This is a genomic window from Alteromonas portus, assembly GCF_005117025.1.
GTDB lineage: Bacteria > Pseudomonadota > Gammaproteobacteria > Enterobacterales > Alteromonadaceae > Alteromonas > Alteromonas portus.
Window position 1 is genome coordinate 159,042 of record NZ_SWCO01000007.1, and the last position, 16,562, is coordinate 175,603.

The 16,562-nt window shown below is 45.7% G+C and carries 17 protein-coding genes; 10 read left to right on the forward strand and 7 right to left on the reverse strand.

What is annotated here, in order from left to right; translation table 11 throughout:
* Positions 1 to 156 precede the first annotated feature (156 nt).
* Together E5672_RS12385 and E5672_RS12390 are read left to right on the forward strand one after the other, a co-directional pair.
* A complete protein-coding gene (locus tag E5672_RS12385; protein WP_136782475.1) occupies positions 157 to 474 on the forward strand; it encodes a hypothetical protein in 318 nt (105 codons plus the stop codon).
* A gap of 14 nt (positions 475 to 488) precedes the next feature.
* A complete protein-coding gene (locus E5672_RS12390; protein ID WP_136782476.1) occupies positions 489 to 1,439 on the forward strand; it encodes a putative metalloprotease CJM1_0395 family protein in 951 nt (316 codons plus the stop codon).
* Positions 1,440 to 1,585: 146 nt separating this feature from the next.
* On the opposite strand, the gene E5672_RS12395 is transcribed toward E5672_RS12390, so the two are convergent.
* The 3 genes from E5672_RS12395 to greB all read right to left on the reverse strand — a co-directional run bounded on the left by E5672_RS12395 (position 1,586) and on the right by greB (position 6,790).
* Complete coding sequence (locus E5672_RS12395; RefSeq protein ID WP_136782477.1) at positions 1,586 to 3,364, reverse strand: C1 family peptidase; 1,779 nt, start codon at positions 3,362 to 3,364, stop codon at positions 1,586 to 1,588.
* A gap of 419 nt (positions 3,365 to 3,783) precedes the next feature.
* Positions 3,784 to 6,126, reverse strand: a complete 2,343-nt coding sequence (locus tag E5672_RS12400; protein ID WP_136782478.1) for a Tex family protein — start codon at positions 6,124 to 6,126, stop codon at positions 3,784 to 3,786.
* Between the two features lie 178 nt (positions 6,127 to 6,304).
* Positions 6,305 to 6,790, reverse strand: coding sequence for a transcription elongation factor GreB (gene greB, locus E5672_RS12405; RefSeq protein WP_136782479.1), 486 nt, complete (start codon positions 6,788 to 6,790; stop codon positions 6,305 to 6,307).
* 174 nt (positions 6,791 to 6,964) lie between these two features.
* Here greB and E5672_RS12410 point away from each other — a divergent pair, with 174 nt between their 5' ends.
* Entirely contained in the window at positions 6,965 to 7,234 is a 270-nt protein-coding gene (locus tag E5672_RS12410; protein ID WP_205676495.1) for a hypothetical protein, read from the forward strand.
* A 266-nt stretch (positions 7,235 to 7,500) separates the two neighbouring features.
* Here the strand turns inward: E5672_RS12410 and fkpA are convergent, their stop codons facing one another.
* On the reverse strand, positions 7,501 to 8,286 hold the full coding sequence (gene fkpA, locus E5672_RS12415) for an FKBP-type peptidyl-prolyl cis-trans isomerase (protein WP_131137171.1): 786 nt from the start codon (positions 8,284 to 8,286) through the stop codon (positions 7,501 to 7,503).
* A gap of 197 nt (positions 8,287 to 8,483) precedes the next feature.
* Here fkpA and E5672_RS12420 point away from each other — a divergent pair, with 197 nt between their 5' ends.
* From E5672_RS12420 to E5672_RS19875, 3 genes are all read left to right on the forward strand, one after another.
* Entirely contained in the window at positions 8,484 to 9,416 is a 933-nt protein-coding gene (locus E5672_RS12420) for a WD40 repeat domain-containing protein (protein ID WP_136782686.1), read from the forward strand.
* 9 nt (positions 9,417 to 9,425) lie between these two features.
* Positions 9,426 to 9,674, forward strand: coding sequence for a SlyX family protein (locus E5672_RS12425; protein WP_136782481.1), 249 nt, complete (start codon positions 9,426 to 9,428; stop codon positions 9,672 to 9,674).
* A 277-nt stretch (positions 9,675 to 9,951) separates the two neighbouring features.
* Positions 9,952 to 10,110: a hypothetical protein gene (locus E5672_RS19875; RefSeq protein WP_012520154.1), complete on the forward strand. Its 159-nt coding sequence runs from the start codon at positions 9,952 to 9,954 to the stop codon at positions 10,108 to 10,110.
* A gap of 128 nt (positions 10,111 to 10,238) precedes the next feature.
* On the opposite strand, the gene E5672_RS12430 is transcribed toward E5672_RS19875, so the two are convergent.
* Complete coding sequence (locus tag E5672_RS12430) at positions 10,239 to 11,333, reverse strand: DUF748 domain-containing protein (protein WP_136782482.1); 1,095 nt, start codon at positions 11,331 to 11,333, stop codon at positions 10,239 to 10,241.
* A gap of 178 nt (positions 11,334 to 11,511) precedes the next feature.
* Complete coding sequence (locus E5672_RS12435; protein WP_131137169.1) at positions 11,512 to 11,718, reverse strand: YheV family putative zinc ribbon protein; 207 nt, start codon at positions 11,716 to 11,718, stop codon at positions 11,512 to 11,514.
* Positions 11,719 to 11,836: 118 nt separating this feature from the next.
* Between E5672_RS12435 and E5672_RS12440 the strand changes: the two genes are divergently transcribed.
* The 4 genes from E5672_RS12440 to E5672_RS12455 are packed head-to-tail and all read left to right on the forward strand — an operon-like array spanning position 11,837 to position 15,628.
* Positions 11,837 to 13,789, forward strand: a complete 1,953-nt coding sequence (locus E5672_RS12440) for an ATP-binding cassette domain-containing protein (RefSeq protein ID WP_136782483.1) — start codon at positions 11,837 to 11,839, stop codon at positions 13,787 to 13,789.
* Entirely contained in the window at positions 13,770 to 14,279 is a 510-nt protein-coding gene (locus E5672_RS12445) for a TIGR02444 family protein (RefSeq protein WP_240692229.1), read from the forward strand. Before E5672_RS12440 ends, E5672_RS12445 begins: the two co-directional genes overlap by 20 nt.
* Before the next feature lie 20 nt (positions 14,280 to 14,299).
* Entirely contained in the window at positions 14,300 to 15,334 is a 1,035-nt protein-coding gene (locus E5672_RS12450; RefSeq protein WP_136782484.1) for a hydrolase, read from the forward strand.
* A gap of 60 nt (positions 15,335 to 15,394) precedes the next feature.
* Positions 15,395 to 15,628: a YheU family protein gene (locus tag E5672_RS12455; protein WP_136782485.1), complete on the forward strand. Its 234-nt coding sequence runs from the start codon at positions 15,395 to 15,397 to the stop codon at positions 15,626 to 15,628.
* 156 nt (positions 15,629 to 15,784) lie between these two features.
* Here E5672_RS12455 and E5672_RS12460 read toward each other — a convergent pair whose 3' ends face one another.
* Positions 15,785 to 16,339 (reverse strand): outer membrane beta-barrel protein, encoded by a 555-nt coding sequence (locus tag E5672_RS12460; RefSeq protein ID WP_136782486.1) that lies wholly within the window; start codon positions 16,337 to 16,339, stop codon positions 15,785 to 15,787.
* Positions 16,340 to 16,562: the final 223 nt, after the last annotated feature.

Here is a 16,562-nt window from a genome sequence, read left to right on the forward strand (position 1 = left end):
TCAAACTGTGATTAATCAGCGGTTTGAAGCTTTTTTTACCATTACAGCCTAATAAAAATCGCCTGCTTACAATAAGTTAATAGCAGGGTGTGATACATGTCTTTCCATTTGTGTAAAATTGGTCAATAATTGCACATGAGAGGTTAGGGGTAGTGTATGACAAGTATTGATGGTTTAGGAGCAGGCTCTGCATTTGCAGCAGCCCAATATGGTTTACAAAGTGCAAGCGACGGCATTTCGCAGGCAGCATCGAATATCGCTCAGCGAACCGCTGAAGATGCGGTGGCGCCCGCTCAACCTATTGCGACCAATACTGACGCTACAAACACGTCAGCGAATTCAAGCCCTACCTCTACGCGTTTAACAGACGACTTAATAGCGCTTAATGTAAATGAGCGCAATGCTCAAGCTTCCGCCAAAGTGCTAGGTGTTGCCGACGAGATGCTTGGTACCATCATAGACGTATTAGCGTAGGTGGAGCTGTTACGGTGAATATCGTTACCCCAATCCTAAACGCCATCGCTTATCCCACGGCGAACATAAATACGGAATCTGCACGTAGAGATAACGTGCAGCGGGAAACTATTCCCCAAACGTCAGATTCTCAGCAAGGCGCCTCTCAAAAGGGGTTAGGCTCAGAAACAGACAAGGCCAAAAGCCCGGGTCAGCCGCCAGCTCCGGTCACCTATGAACGTCCACAGATACAAACTGAGCTTCAAGCGGCCTTCCAAAACGTGTTTGGGCAAGAGAAAGACAATGCGCAAGACGAGAGTGCAGGCAAACAAGATGCGAAAGACAGGCAGCAAGAGCAACAAGAGAAGCAAGACGCTGCTGAAATAGAGCAGTTAAAAGCTCGCGATCAGGAAGTAAGAGTTCACGAACAAGCCCATGCTTCAACAGGCGGTCAATACGCTGGCGCACCGCAATATGAATACACAACAGGCCCAGACAATAAACGCTATGTGACCGATGGTGAAGTGTCTATTGATGTGTCGGAAGAAAAGACGCCTGAAGAAACGCTGAGAAAAATGGAGCAGGTTCGCGCTGCTGCCCTCGCCCCAGCTGAACCTTCATCACAAGACCTAAAAGTGGCCGCTGAGGCATCTCAAAAAGCCACAGAGGCTCGGAGTGAGATTGCCAAAGCGCAAGCTGATAACCTACCAGCAGCAGATACCTCAGGAGCGCAGACTCCAACCGATGGTATCGATTCATTTTCTGATATTGAAACTATCACTGAGTCAGAAATTAACACAGGCCCAACGACAAGTGTGGCTGCAGATGAGGTATTGGATGCAGCATCAAGCACCGCAGATGCTATATCTTCACAGGGGCTAGAGACAAACGTGCCCGACACTATGCAGACGCGAATAGGCCGAATTCAAAACGCTTATTTGCAAGCTTACACCCCGGCTAGAGAAGGTTTATCTCTGCAAGCATAATAGCGTCAAGTTAGCGCCGACTGCTCTACATTACTCCAACAATTTACCGCGCATAAAAGCTCACGATATAGCCTAAGAAAACTCCGAGCTACATCGCAAGCGAATCACTGGCATTTATCTAAGCGTTGTCTTCAAATCAGTAAGCATTAATAATCCAGTATTGCCTTTGTAAATGGATACTTAGGCGAGCCCCCAGTAATGTCTGAAAGCACCGAGTTCATAGTGTCTACATCGCTATCGAAGCCTCCGTGAGACGTAGCCGCAGTGGCATCACCTTCTTTTCCTTCACTGTATTTAAAGGTCACGTTAGACAGGGGTTGATTAAACACAGCCATACCTAGCAGTGGCATCTCTGGTTTAGGTTCAAATGCGTTTGATACTAAATAGAGCAACGATTTTTGGTAAATGCGCGCCACGTGATCATCTTTTTCCAACGCTTCAGATAAGTTATAAACCGTGGTCGATTCAACATGTTTTTCTTCTATAAGCTCAGATAGGGTTTCGTTGAATAGGGGGTAGCTAATGGCTGGGGCCAATAAGTGTAGACTCTTAACTTTTATGCTTTCATCTACTTTAAACAGTCTAGACAGGCTATGAGCATGGAAGATAGAGCCAACAGAATGCCCTACAACATGCAGCTTAATATCTGAATTGTCTTTCAAATACGCGGCTAATCGCGTTAGAAAATACGTACCATCGGACGTGGTACGGGTGAAAGGTGTACAGGCATCTGATTTCATTTCACGCCACAGTGCGCCACCTACTTTGCGCGTCGCCCATTCCAGAATTCGGTCGGTATAATCAGTGAAGGCCCCTACTTTGTTGCTAATGTCTTTATTCTTAAAGCCCAGAATATCTTTTAACTCTTCGAGCATACCCGTGTCGTACATGAAGTGAATAGGGTAAACATCGTTTTTTAGAAACGTGTCTTTCATGGCGGCAATGCGTTTAGCCGAAGCTTTTATACTATTTAGGCCACCGTGTGCATACAGCATTACATGACGATGGTTACTTTCAGAAAGCTTTTCAATGATGGTATCGACGTGGTTTTTATTGCTCCAATATTTGCTTTTGGTGTCAAAGTGTCCGTCGTCGAAATGAACGAAGTGATCTTGAATGCTTACCCGTGGCGTAGAGCGCGAAAACAACCCCTGCGCAATGGAGCGTGTAGCCTGATGGTAAGTCCCTGTGCCAGAAATAGGAAGCGCAAGCTGAACAACCCATGCATCCATAACGTTTAGCGCCCAGTCGTCGTATCGCCAAAGTGCCAATCCTGACTTTTTCCAATCCGTACCCCAAGAGTTTTGGATCCAAAAACCTTCATCGTTATAGCCAACAATAGCAAACGCGTGGCCGCCCATGGGTTCAGGCCTTAATTTTATTGCATCACCCTCACTATCTTTCCAACCTTCATGGATTCTGGCAGAAACAAAGATGACGCCCACTTCGTTAAGTGCCGCATGAAAATCGCTAATTTCTCGTTCAATACGGTAATACGCACCTAGCCTGTGATTACTTGCGTTGTTAGCAATGGCCAGGGTCATTTCAAACTCGTTGCTATGCTTTATGTCCTTAGTTAGTGAGTAGTTACACACTCCGCTATTATACCAACCTTTAATGGCACCGCGGCAGCTAGAGCCTTCGTACGCTTCGCCTAACCATTCATCGTGACGCTTAGCCATGGCATAAAGCATCCATGGGCTCACCGTATGTTTTCGCCCTTGCTGACGGTAAATGAAATTAATGGTTGCGGCCAATGCAAAGCCCGTACAGGCACCATCTTTACCTTGATCTAAGATAACCAAATTGCCCGGTGGGTCGATAAAAGGCTTAAGGGGCGTGAGATTAGGTTGGTAATAACGATCACGAAGGTCTGGATAATCGGCGCTAACGTTTAGCATATTTTTTGAGACAGGCGAGTTCATAAAATCATCCTTTGATTAGGGCTGGTGAACTTTGCTGTACAAACAGGTAAAACGCTCGTACGTCAAAGGTCGGTAACCCTTTGCTCATTATGGTGGCCCGAAAGTACTGCCTAGAAAAAGGCTGTGGTCAAATGAGCAACATTACCTTCGTTAAACGTTAAGGCACTAAGAAAATGTCAACGGCCTCGCTAAACGCCAACAACATACGAACTTCGGTTTCGGTGTGACCCACACCTTTTCATTGTTTCGGTATTTTATATTTTAGTGCTCTTGGCTAAAGAGTATTTGTGCACATGAATTATTATGCACCCGCTCTAATGTAGCAAAAACCACAGGCTAATGGGAAGCGTGATACATAAAGGGCCTGTCAGTGACAGGCCCTTTATAAGTGACAGTAAGTTATGGTGAATCGCTACCGTTTACTTTTTCGCTTTAGCGAACGCGTCGGCAAAGGCGTTGCCCATAGCGCTATTTTGCGGTTGGCTGTTGCGATTGCCGCCACCCTGATTTGAACGCGGGTTTGCTTTAGGGTTAGCACGGCCTTTGTTTTGTGTTTTTCCTGCTGCCGGTTTGCCGCCAGCATTATTGTTTTGATTCGGTGTATCGTCTAAGCGCATGGTGAAGGAAATCCGCTTGCGCGGTACATCTACTTCAAGCACTTTTACTTTCACGATATCGCCCGCTTTAACCACCTCGCGAGGGTCTGAGATAAACTTGTTAGTCAAGGCTGAAATATGCACCAGACCGTCTTGATGCACGCCAACGTCAACGAATGCGCCAAAATTCGCCACGTTGCTCACCACGCCCTCTAGGATCATACCCGGCTTAAGGTCATTGATGGTTTCAACGCCTTCTTTAAACGCGGCAGTTTTAAACTCTGGACGAGGGTCGCGACCCGGTTTGTCCAGCTCTTTTAGAATGTCTTTAACGGTGGGTAAACCGAATGCATCGCTGGTAAACGTATCTGGCGATAAGCTTTTAAGTAGCTCGGTATTGCCGATAATGTCGTTAACTGCAACCGCAGTCGTATCTACAATTTTATCGACTACCGGGTACGCTTCGGGGTGAACCGCAGAGGCATCAAGTGGGTTGGTGCCGTTTACAATACGCAAGAAACCCGCTGCTTGCTCAAAAGCTTTAGGCCCTAAACGTTCAACTTTTAATAGTGCTTTACGGTCTGGGAACGCACCATTAGTGTCTCTGAAATTAACAATGTTATGCGCAAGGGTTTTGTTTAAGCCCGATACGTAGCTCAAAAGCGCGGGCGATGCGGTGTTTAAGTCGACGCCTACCGCATTTACACAATCTTCGATAACACGGTCTAGCGACTTGCCTAACTGGCTTTGGCTTACGTCATGCTGATATTGGCCTACACCTATGGCTTTAGGTTCAATTTTAACGAGTTCTGCAAGCGGGTCTTGCAAGCGTCGAGCGATAGACACCGCGCCGCGAATTGACACGTCAAGGTCAGGTAATTCTTTTGAAGCGAGCTCAGAAGCTGAATACACCGATGCACCAGCTTCACTGACCATAATTTTTTGTGCAGTAAGTTCGCTATTGTTTTTGAGCATTTCGCCAACAAGTTTGTCTGTTTCGCGCGAACCTGTACCATTGCCAATGCTGATTAAATCTACTTTGTATTGCTTGCACAGCGTGGTGAGCGTACGAATAGATTTGTCCCACTGGTTTTGTGGCGCATGAGGAAATATGGTGTTGGTCGCGACCACTTTACCTGTGCTGTCTACTACTGCTACTTTAACGCCGGTTCTCAAACCAGGGTCCAGGCCCATTGTCGTTTTGGCACCAGCAGGCGCTGCCATCAATAGGTCGTTTAAGTTTTTAGCAAACACTTCAATGGCTTCTTCTTCCGCGCGCTCTCGAAGGGCGCTGAATAGCTCTGTTTCCATGTGTAAACCAATTTTGATTTTCCACGTCCACTGTACAACCTGAGCTAAGAAGTCATCTGCACCACGGCCGCGGTGCATGATGTCATAGTGATTTGCGATAATATGTTCGCAATGCGACGGACCGTTATCTTCTGACTGCGGGTCGGCATCTAGCTGAATGTGTAGCATGCCTTCATTGCGGCCTCTAAACATTGCCAACGCGCGGTGAGATGGTACGTTTTTATACTTCTCACTGTGTTCGAAATAGTCTTTATATTTGGCGGCTTCTTGCTCTTTGCCTGATACAACGGTGCTTTTTACATGGGCATTTTCAGTTAGATACTTACGCACTTTTGCCAAAAGTGAGGCGTCTTCAGCGAAGCGCTCCATCAAGATATAACGGGCACCTTCTAACGCTGCTTTCGTATCAGCAACGCCACTGTCTGCGTTTACGTATTCGCTTGCTGCACTTTCAACGTCGGTATCAGGGTCAGAGAATAAGGTATCAGCTAAAGGCTCAAGGCCGGCTTCAATAGCAATTTGGCCTTTAGTACGCCGGCGAGGCTTATACGGTAAGTACAAATCTTCTAAGGTCGTTTTACTGTCGGCACTGGTAATACTGCTTTTAAGCTCGTCGGTTAGTTTGCCCTGTTCTTCGATAGATTTGAGAATAACATCGCGGCGTTCTTCAAGCTCTCGCAGGTAGGTTAAGCGCTGCTCTAAGGTACGCAGCTGTGTGTCATCAAGGCCTTGTGTCACTTCTTTTCGGTAGCGTGCGATAAAAGGTACGGTTGACCCCTCATCAAGAAGTTTTACAGCGGCAGTTACTTGCGAAGGTTGAACGCTAAGTTCATCTGCAATTTTATTGATAATCATAAGTCGCTCTAAGATACTAAAAATTCTCGTCAGGCAATGGCGAATAAACGGTGTGTGAAAGGCTTAAATACACAGCGTCTGTAGTGAAAATACGAGCGGTGAGTATATCACCGCGGTGTAGGGGAAGTCGTCTGATCATTGTGTTACAAATAGGTGACTAAATGAGGCATACGATTACTTACAATTTGTCCGTAGCATCGTACCAAATACGGTTTATCCACCACTCTTTTGTGCCCGTCTCGGTTTTTACAACAAATTCATCGTCTTCTTCTTTGCCAAGTAGCGCTCGCGCCATGGGTGAGTCGATAGAAATATAGTCCTTGCGGCCAAAAATTTCGTCGTAGCCCACGAGCCTAAGTTCCATGACCTTGCCCGCGTCATTTTCAATTTCAACCCAAGCACCAAAGAAGACCTTTCCCTCTTGCTGTGGATCGTAGTCCACAACCTTCAGGTTTTCCAAGCACTTGCGAAGGTAGCGTACGCGGCGGTCAATTTCCCGTAGCTTCTTCTTGTTGTACTGATAGTCGGCATTCTCGCTTCTGTCACCAAGGCTCGCAGCCCATGTCACTTTGCGAGTAATTTCAGGCCGTTCTTCGCGCCACAAGAAGTCCAATTCTTGCTTCAGCTTCAAATAGCCCTTTCGAGTGATAAGCGGTGTTTTCACAATGTCCTATAAATAATCCAGCTAATTACCCTTACTTTATGTGGGTAGTAAGGCAAAACGCAATCTTTCTCTACGTCAAAAAGTGACAAAAGAGGCAGATCGAATATTTATTGAACATAAACCTTTCATTCGCTGTCGTAGTATAAATAATGTTCAAACCATTAGGGGAATTAAATGCGTAACAGGATACCAATGTTGAACCGTCGAAGGTCGGGGAACGATCCGTTCCAAACCAGCGGTACAATTATAGGTTTTATGCTGTTTTTAAGTGGCGCACTGTTATTGCTGTATGCTTTGCTTGATATCGTTGTCCGCTTAAAGAGTGTGCAAACCGTAATATATCTCATTTTAGGTTGTGCCATGTACAAGGTAGGGCACTCTCTATTAAATCACTTCGCAACGTTCAAAGTTCATACGGAAAGACGTAGAGCGCCACAGCGTTAAAACCTTTAGTTTTAAGCGTCAAATTTTAAGGCGAAATTGTTCCAAAAAAGCTGCAAACCGGCCGTGAAATTTTGTCACTTTAGTCTAAGCTTATAAGTGTAATTCGAGGCACCAAGCATATTGAATAACCCATTTTACTATCTGGGTACGCGCGTGGTGAAAATCCACTAGCTCGTAGGGAAAAGGTAAGCAAGGATCACGCTGACTCACTAAAACAAAAAAGCCGACGCTATGCGTCGGCTTTCTCTTTTTCCTAAAGCGCTGAATTATTCTGCTGGCGCTTCGGCTTCAGGCTTAACTACTTCTAGCAACTCAACGTCAAAGATTAGTGTTGAGTTTGGTGTGATAGCGCCGGTAGAACGCGCACCATAAGCGAGTTCAGATGGGATATGGAAGCGGTATTTCGCGCCTTCCTTCATTAGCTGAACACCTTCCGTCCAACCAGAAATAACGCGGTTAAGCGGGAATTCCGCTGGCTCGCCACGCTTATAAGATGAATCAAACTCAGTGCCATCTAACAAGGTGCCACGGTAGTGAACTTTAACCATGTCTGTCGCTTCTGGGCTTGCGCCTTCGCCTTCTTCAAGTACTTCGTACTGAAGACCAGACTCTGTCGTTACCACGCCTTCTTTCTTACCGTTTTCTTCTAGATAAGCCAGGCCTGCTTCAATATTTTTTTCTGCGGCTTGTTCCGCCATTTCTTGCTGCTTAGCACGAAGTACTTCTTCGCCTTGTTGAGCAATTTGCTGAATCTGCTCTGGCGTAAACTTAAGGGTGTCGTTAAGACCGTCTTTAAAGCCTTGTTGTAGCGCATCTTGGTCTAGTGTTAAACCTAGCTGCTCTTGTTGCTCTGCACGGTTGCTAACAAACAAACCCATGCTTGCGCCCATAGCATAAGCTTGCTTTTGTGTATCTGTCATTTCTTCTGCTGAAACTGCAGTTGTTTTTGCACTATCAGCGCTTGTAGAAGCGGCCTCATCAGATGTATTTGGCTGGCAAGCGAAAAGGCCTAGCGCAGCGATAGTAGATAAGGCAACGAGCGACTTCTGCATAAAAACGTCTCCATTAATTATTATCATCATGCGTCTATGTCTATACTGCTGCATCTAAGGCAGTGTGCACGATAGTTAAAGATGCGTGATCCATGCTATGTTAAACCTAGCGTTTACAAAGCGAAACCTATTTGATTATGTTTAGGCCTCAAATGTTCCACAGAATAGTGTTACTCACCTTACTAATTGGCAATTCCATGGGATGTTCTGTCCCTGATACTACGCCAATACAACAGTGGCGTCATGTAGAAGAAGGTGCATACGCAGCAGATATTTCTACCGACGGTACACTTGCTGTGGTGTCAGGTGTGAATAATGGCGTCAACGTGTGGCGGTTAGGCCAAAGTGAACCGCTTTATCATTGGAGCCACCAAGGAGAAGGGGATAACCTTGTTATGTCAGTGCACATAAGCGCCGACAAACGCTACGTTGTTACCGCTGACCGCGAGGCTTTTGCGCTGTGGAGTTTAGAAACTGGCGAACCAGAAGGGTTTTGGCGCATTGACGAGTCATCAATTAGAGATGTTGTGGTAACCAATAATGGCAACGGCATACTGGTGGCCCGCTCAAATGGCAAAGTTATGTACTTTGAACCGCGCACCTCACGTCGACTGGAGTTTTTAGGGCATCAGGAAAAGGTTAACTCCATTGATATATCACCGAATGGTAAGTTTGCGCTTACTGGCGGTAATGACTATATCGCCTATTTGTGGAGTACAGAGACTGGACAAATAATTCATACCTTCACCCATCCTACGCGAGTAACAAAAGTTGCGCTAGATGATGAAGGTCGCTTTGCTTTTACCGCCGACAGCCAGAGCAAGTCGCAAGTGTGGAATGTACAAACCGGCCAGCCCGTAACGTCGCTTAAGTTTGCGTCGCGACAAAAAATCTTCACAGACGTCGAATTTTCCAAAGACGGTCAGTTTTTACTGACAGGGTCTCCCGCACGAAAGGTCTACCTGTGGGATCTGAAAACAGGCGAGCAAGTGCAGTCCATACAGGTTGCTTCAAGAGAGTCAGTTTCACCACCAACCGCAGTTGTGTATGGCGTCGCCTTCCTTCCAAATGATAATATATTGTCTATAAGCAGTAGTGGCCTTGCCGAAGAATGGCAACGAGAGAGATAGAGAATTTACATGACAGATAAAAGCGCTGAGCAGTTACAACAGCAAATAAATAGCGCCAATAGCTATATTGAAGAGTTACAGATGAAAGTAGCCTTTCAAGAACACACTATCGAGGCACTTAATGAAGCGCTGGCTTCACAACAAAAGCAACTCGATGATTTAGCGTTTAAAGTAAGTCATGTGATAGACCGCGTTAAGTCTATCGAGCCGTCTAATATTGCTAAGCAGTCAGAAGAGACCCCGCCTCCGCATTACTAGAACAATTGAAGCGCTGTAACAATTACAACACGGCATTTATTTGAATTGTGCCCATTTTGGTGACGCTTATTGTGGGGCGTTTATTGTGGAATCAGGCCTGTGATGACATAAAGGGCGTTTCGATGATGTTCAGTTGAAAAATACGTTAAGCTAGTTCATCTTGTTATGAGTTAGGCGAAGTCTTCATTTAGCCTGAATATTCAATTGAATTACACTTGCCTCCCGATACAAAGGCTTCATTAAAGAGAAGCCTTTTTACTATTTAAGAGAGTACGTTATGAGCGATTTTGATATGGATGCGTTTGACAGCATCGATTTTGACTCTGTTGAGCAGTCAGTAGCTGAGAAACAGGCTGAAAAAGACAAGCAAGAGAGTCAAGAGATTGAGGGTATGCGCGATGGCGCCAATGATTGTGGCGATAGCTGCACCATTTAAGGCTGTTAAAGGCTATCAGGGCTCTTGATGAGAGCCCTTAGCGTTGGCAATAAAGCCTTAGCGTTTGAAATAAAGCCTTAGCGTTACAATAAAGCCCTCAGCGTTATTAAAAGAGCTTTCAGCGCGCTTTAATTAGACCCTTCAACGTTTTCCAATCTTTCTAACTCTATACTTTTCTCTACGTCGCCGTTAAAAGCTTTGATAAACGCATTCTTTAAGATAGCGGTAAATGCTTCCCACGTTTGGGTGTCTGGACTTGATAAGTCGCCTTCAATAGGAATACGAGTGGCTATCTGGTCTTCGCTTTGGTTCTCAAACAGTTCAGTAACAAATGCAGAAATAGCCTCAATGCTGCCTTCTATAAACCCATCGCCGTCGCGTTCAATATCCCCCTTCCAGGAAAACACTTCCACATTATGTAGAATGGGTTTGATATAACCTTTCACTTTCCCTTCGTTAGACGCTACTTCAGCGGCGAGCGTGAGGGTCCCCGCTTCTAGATCAAACGGTGCATAGGTATCGAGTAGGTTTTTGAAATTCACCAAGCCAACATTGTCAGCTTGAATGTCTAGATCAAACGTGGGGGCCTTAGTTGCGGGGTTAAGTTTGGCATTCAACGAAATTGTGCCTTGTTCGGCCGTCTGCCCTTGCGCCTTGGCCGTTGCTACACGGGTATCGGATAAATTATCGCTATTCACTAAATTATTAACTTCAAGTTGGATATCGTGAAGCGCAATGTCGATAGCTGGCGAGGTGTCTGGATTGTGAAAGGCTATTTTCCCTTTGTTAATGGTTAGCTTGTCTATACGCAGCGGGAAAAGTTGGTCGGCGATAGATAACCAATTTTCGTTTTTACCTGACTGGCTCTCCTCGTCAGTATTTCCGTCTACAAAATTAATTTCGGGGGAGTTAACGATGACTTTACCTACCGCTGCGCCTTTGAAAAGCTGTGACCATGAAAGCGTAAACTCCACATAGTCTGCTTTGAATAGTGGCCTGTCTATTTGCCCATTCGCCTTATAAAGCAAAACATACTCCAAGCTATAGGCCCCTCGCCACAGCATAAGATCTACATCGCCCACTCGGCCGTTGTACTCTTCTGACTGACTTAGCGTTGTGTTGATATAAGACGCTGCAGCATAAGGCAGGTAAAGCCTTATGGCGATAAGCGTAACCAATAAGCTTATAAGCACATAGCAGATTCGTTTTTTAGCATGTTTCATATTTCACTCCTCTACTAAGCGAATACAAAAATTATGCCTGCGTCACTTTTTTCGCTCTAGAACAGGGAGGCGCTTTGTTGGCGGGGAGTGTGGAGATTATTTCAAAAAGCCTGAGTACGATGATAAGAGGTGTTACACAGGCTTAGCGGTAAGATTTACTGAGACGTGGGTAGGAATGTTAGTGAGGTTTAAAGATACCAATCACATTTTCGTTTTCACGGGTGGCGGCACTGACTTTCTCGTCAGTTTGCGCTTCGTTATAACCACACGCCACGCACTCAAGCTTTTCTACGTTATTTTCAAAATACAACGAAATCGTATCTAGCTCTTGGCATTTCGGGCACGTAGCCCCTGCAACAAAGCGGCGTTTTACACGTTTTGACATACATACACCTTTGGGGAATTTCGCGATTATTATACCTTGAAATGGTAAGTGTTGATCAGCTTTTACCTTAAGTTTTTGATATTATACGCGCCTTAGTTTGTTCCATCACAGGTTACTCATGATAAAGCTTTCAAATGTATCGCTACTTCGCGGCCGCAAAATGCTGCTAGAAGAAGCGTCGGCGCAGGTTTTTCCAGGCCATAAAGTGGCGCTGATTGGCAGTAATGGCTGCGGAAAGTCTACGCTATTTGCGCTACTGCGAAGTGAGTTGAGTGTTGATGCTGGCGACTGCAGCGTACCCAGTGATTGGCGAATTGTGAGCGTGGCACAGGAAACGCCAGCCACTGACCGAAGTGCAATAGACTATGTAGTGGACGGCGACAAACATTTACGTACTCTGCAAGCACAATTAAAAGCCGCTGAAGAAAGTGGAGATGGCGTAAAAATTGGCCAAATACATGGGCAGCTAGAGCAAGCCGGGGCTTACGATGTGGAATCACGCGCAGCGACTATTTTGTCGGGTCTTGGATTTACCAATACGCAGTTAAGCGCGCCAGTTAGCGATTTTTCAGGTGGCTGGCGTATGCGATTAAACCTCGCTCAAGCGCTGCTTTGCCCTTCAGACTTACTGCTGCTTGATGAACCTACTAACCACTTAGATTTAGACGCCGTGATATGGCTAGAAAAATGGCTTCAACGCTATGCGGGTACGCTGCTGCTGATATCTCACGATAAAGCTTTTATCGACAATACGGTTGCGCAAATTATCAGTGTTGAGCAACAAAAGCTTATCACCTACACAGGTAACTACTCGTCATACGAAACTCAGCGTGCTGAACGTATTCGCCTACAAAACATTGAATATGAAAAGCAGCAGCAAAAAGTGGCGCATCTCAATTCGTTTATCACCCGTTTTAAAGCTAAAGCGAGTAAAGCTAAACAAGCGCAAAGCCGTATTAAACAGTTAGAGAAAATGGAAACCTTGTTGCCAGCACATATGGCAAGCCCATTTAGCTTTTCCTTTGCGCCGCCGTCGGCACTGCCAAACCCGCTTGTGCAAATGGAAAAGATACAGCTTGGTTACGATGACCATATTGTGCTGCAACAGGTGAAACTGAATTTAGTGCCTGGCAGTAGAATAGGTCTTTTAGGAAGAAACGGCCAGGGTAAGTCTACGCTAATCAAACTATTGGCGGGCGTGCATGCGCCCAAACAAGGTATCTTTAATACCGCGAAAGGTTTAAAGATTGGCTATTTTGCACAGCACCAGTTAGAGACATTAGATGCTAATGCTACCCCGCTTCTTCACCTGCAACGTATTGATGAAAAAGCGACTGAACAGCAGCTTCGCGACTACCTTGGGGGATTTGGTTTTAACGGTGATGAAGCTTTAGCGCCCGTGGCACCAATGTCGGGTGGTGAAAAGGCCCGCTTAGTATTGGCGTTAATTGTTTATCAAAAACCCAACTTACTGCTACTGGATGAGCCCACCAACCACTTAGATTTAGAAATGCGCCATGCGCTTAATATTGCACTTCAAGGTTTTGAAGGGGCGATGGTACTCGTATCCCACGACCGCTTTTTACTTTCCTCGGTATGTGAAGACTTCTATTTGGTAGACAGCGGCGAAGTTGAGCCATTTAAAGGCGACTTAGATGACTATCGCGACTGGATTTTAAAACAGCAGGCTGCAGAAAAAGCCAAGGCTAACAGCGATGCCAAAAACGACGCGCAGCAAGAGACAGGGGCGCAGAGTAAGCCGGAACGCAAATTAGATCGTAAAGAAGAAAAACGCCGTGAAGCCGAGTTCAGGCAAAGCGTAGCGCCACTTAAAAAAGCTATTGAAAAGCATGAAAAAGCCATGGACAAGTGCAGTACTGCTTTGGCAGAGGTGGAAGCGTCACTTGCAGATACCTCGCTTTATAGCGACGACAAAAAAGCAGAGCTTATGAGCTTGCTCGATAAGCAAACTCACCTAAAACAACAGCTGGAAGAAGAAGAAATGGCATGGCTAGATGCCCAAGAGCAGATTGAGCTAAAACGAGAAGAGTATGACAATGCCAACGCCTAATGTCGAAAACAGCGCGTTTTGGGAATATAGCGTTTCTCGCTATACCAAAGGCGATATGGCCGCCCTTGCACTTCTGCTGCAAGACAATCATGGCGTGAATGTAAACGTTCTCTTGCTGATTTGCTGGTGTTTAGAGAATAATGTCATTATAAATTTGCCTCAGCTTAATACAGTGATTGCGGCATCAAAGACAACCGAAGAAAAGTTAAAGCTTCATCGCGCTAAGAGAAAGGCTGCGAGCCCCGAAAGAGGCGGCGAATCAGCGGCTTATGAGTTACTCAAAGCGCAAGAGTTAGAGCTTGAAAGGCAACAGCAGCACGATATCGTTGCTTCGTTTAATGAGCAGGCAGTTACGCGTCTAGGTCAGATTCAATCTATATCGTCGAATATATTTAACGCCTCTATCGCGGCGTTCATTAATGCATATGAACTGCGCGACAATAATGAGGCGCGCCAGCTAGTGAGTCTAGTGGTTAATCAATTATCGTAAAAACACAATAAGAAAATACAATGAGTAAATCAGCGCTATCGCACGGAAAGATAATAAAAAGTAGCTTTAAGGTGCCGGGATGGGCGAAAAACCGTCATGTGCAAACCATATGGCCGCGTTTTATTCAAAAGCGTTTGCCACTGTCTTACGACATGGAGCGCCTCACGTTACCCGATGACGACTTCGTCGACGTGGCATGGGGGCCAAAACCGCAGGAAACGTCAGGAATCGTAGTGATGTTTCATGGTTTAGAAGGCAGCATTAAGTCGCATTATGCGAATGATATGATGGCGCAACTGTCAGTGAATGGTTGGCAGGTGGTAATGATGCACTATCGCGGCTGTAGCGGTGTACCAAACCTAAAAGCACGGGCTTACCACAGTGGCGAAACGGAAGATCCCAGTTTTTTCTTAGAGTGGCTTCACGATAAATTTCCACGTGTTCCTAAAGTGGCCATTGGTTTTTCTCTTGGCGGCAACATGCTGTTGAAGCTGTTGGGCGAAAACCCTGCGCAAAAGTGGCTTAAGGCTGCGGTTGCTATTTCCTCTCCACTTAAACTTTCTGAGTGCGCTAAGTCAATCAATCAGGGTTTTTCTCGTGTGTATCAAAAGTATTTACTTACGAGCATGAAAGATACATTGCGAAAGAAAATGGAGTACATCGATTATCGCAAGCTTATACAGCTAACAAAAAGTGATGTGGAAGAGATCACCAGCTTTACCCAATTCGACGAGAAGATCACAGCGCCGCTTCACGGCTTTGCAGACGCGCAAGACTACTATGAAAAGTGTAGTGCGTATCACTTTTTAAGCGCGATCCACTGTCCCACGCTCGTACTGCATAGTATCGATGACCCCTTTATGAACCATTTAATTGTGCCCAAAGAAGAAGAGCTTGCGCGCAACGTTACTGTAGAGCTTAGCGAACGAGGTGGCCACGTTGGGTTCATGCAAGGTTCTATCTTAAACCCAAAAGTATGGCTGCACGAACGGGTGAAGCGCTTTGTAAGTGAAGCTTTACCGGTAAATACAACATGTCGTTATGTCAGCCGCTAACGTAGGGCTGGTGTTGGCGTTCAAAAAATTTAACCAAACGCTTTTTAATCAGGAGTGTGAATGATAATCCCTATTGACGCGCTAGAAGCCGATACGCTTTATAGCCTGGCCGAGTCTTTTGTGCTGCGAGAGGGTACGGACTACGGTGCAGAAGAAGTTGCGCTAGATGTGAAAGTTCAGCAAGTGTTAAATAGGCTCAAGTCGGGCGAGGCCGTGCTGGTCTATTCGGAGCTGCATGAAAGTGTAGATATAAAAAGAAAAGAAGATATTGAGCCCAGCGAAGCGACTGAATAAAAGACGAAGCGGCTGAATAATAGGTGAAGCGACTGAATAAAAGGCGAAGCGTCTGAATAGAGAGCGAAGCGACGGAATAAAGGGCAAAGCTGCAGAATTATAGACACAAAAAAGCCGGGTCGAGCAACCCGGCTACCTACCTGAGGAGAGGAAGGCTTAAAACGCGTAACGAGCAGTTACCTGCATAATGTCTAAATCATCAATGACTTTGTAGTTTGCACCAACAGCCCACTGTGGCGTGATGTAGTAGTTAGCACCTACTTTGAATGTCGCTTCGCCGTCGTCTACATCGTAATAGCCTACTTCACCAGCTAGCTCAACCTGCTCTGTAATCATTGAGCGAAGGCCAGCATTAATGCTATAGCCGGTTTCGTCATTTACGTCTCCGTCAATACGCTCTAAGTTGGCACCAAAATACGCGTCTGTCGTAGCGTTTACCGGTAAGCGGTATCCCGCACCCAGTGTGAGCATATCAAAATCGAAGTTACCTTCTTCGAAGAAGCTATACTCGCCGTTTAGATACCAGTTGCTGTTCAATAGATATTTACCGTTAACGGTTAAACCGTCTGGCTCGAAAGACTCGTTGTCGTCAAAGTCCATTTTGGTGTAACCACCTTCTACGTAACGCCAGTCAGGCTTGTCGGCCATTGCTGTAAGAGGAAGTGTTGCCGCTGTTAGTGCTGCTGCAATAAGTGTGATTGATTTACGCATGTGATAACTCCTTAGTATGTTCAGTAACCCACCTTGTTCACCGCAAACGTTTTCGTTGTTTAAACACGTTCTAGGTACTTTATAAAGCTCTAACCTTTTCATAATGGTTCTAGTCTTTACACAATCGCTCTAGACAGTTTGCAAAACGTGTTGCAAGTCAGTGCTTTACGACACACTGCAAAAGGTTACTCAGTTGATGAGCACAAAGCTAAACTCGCCTTTA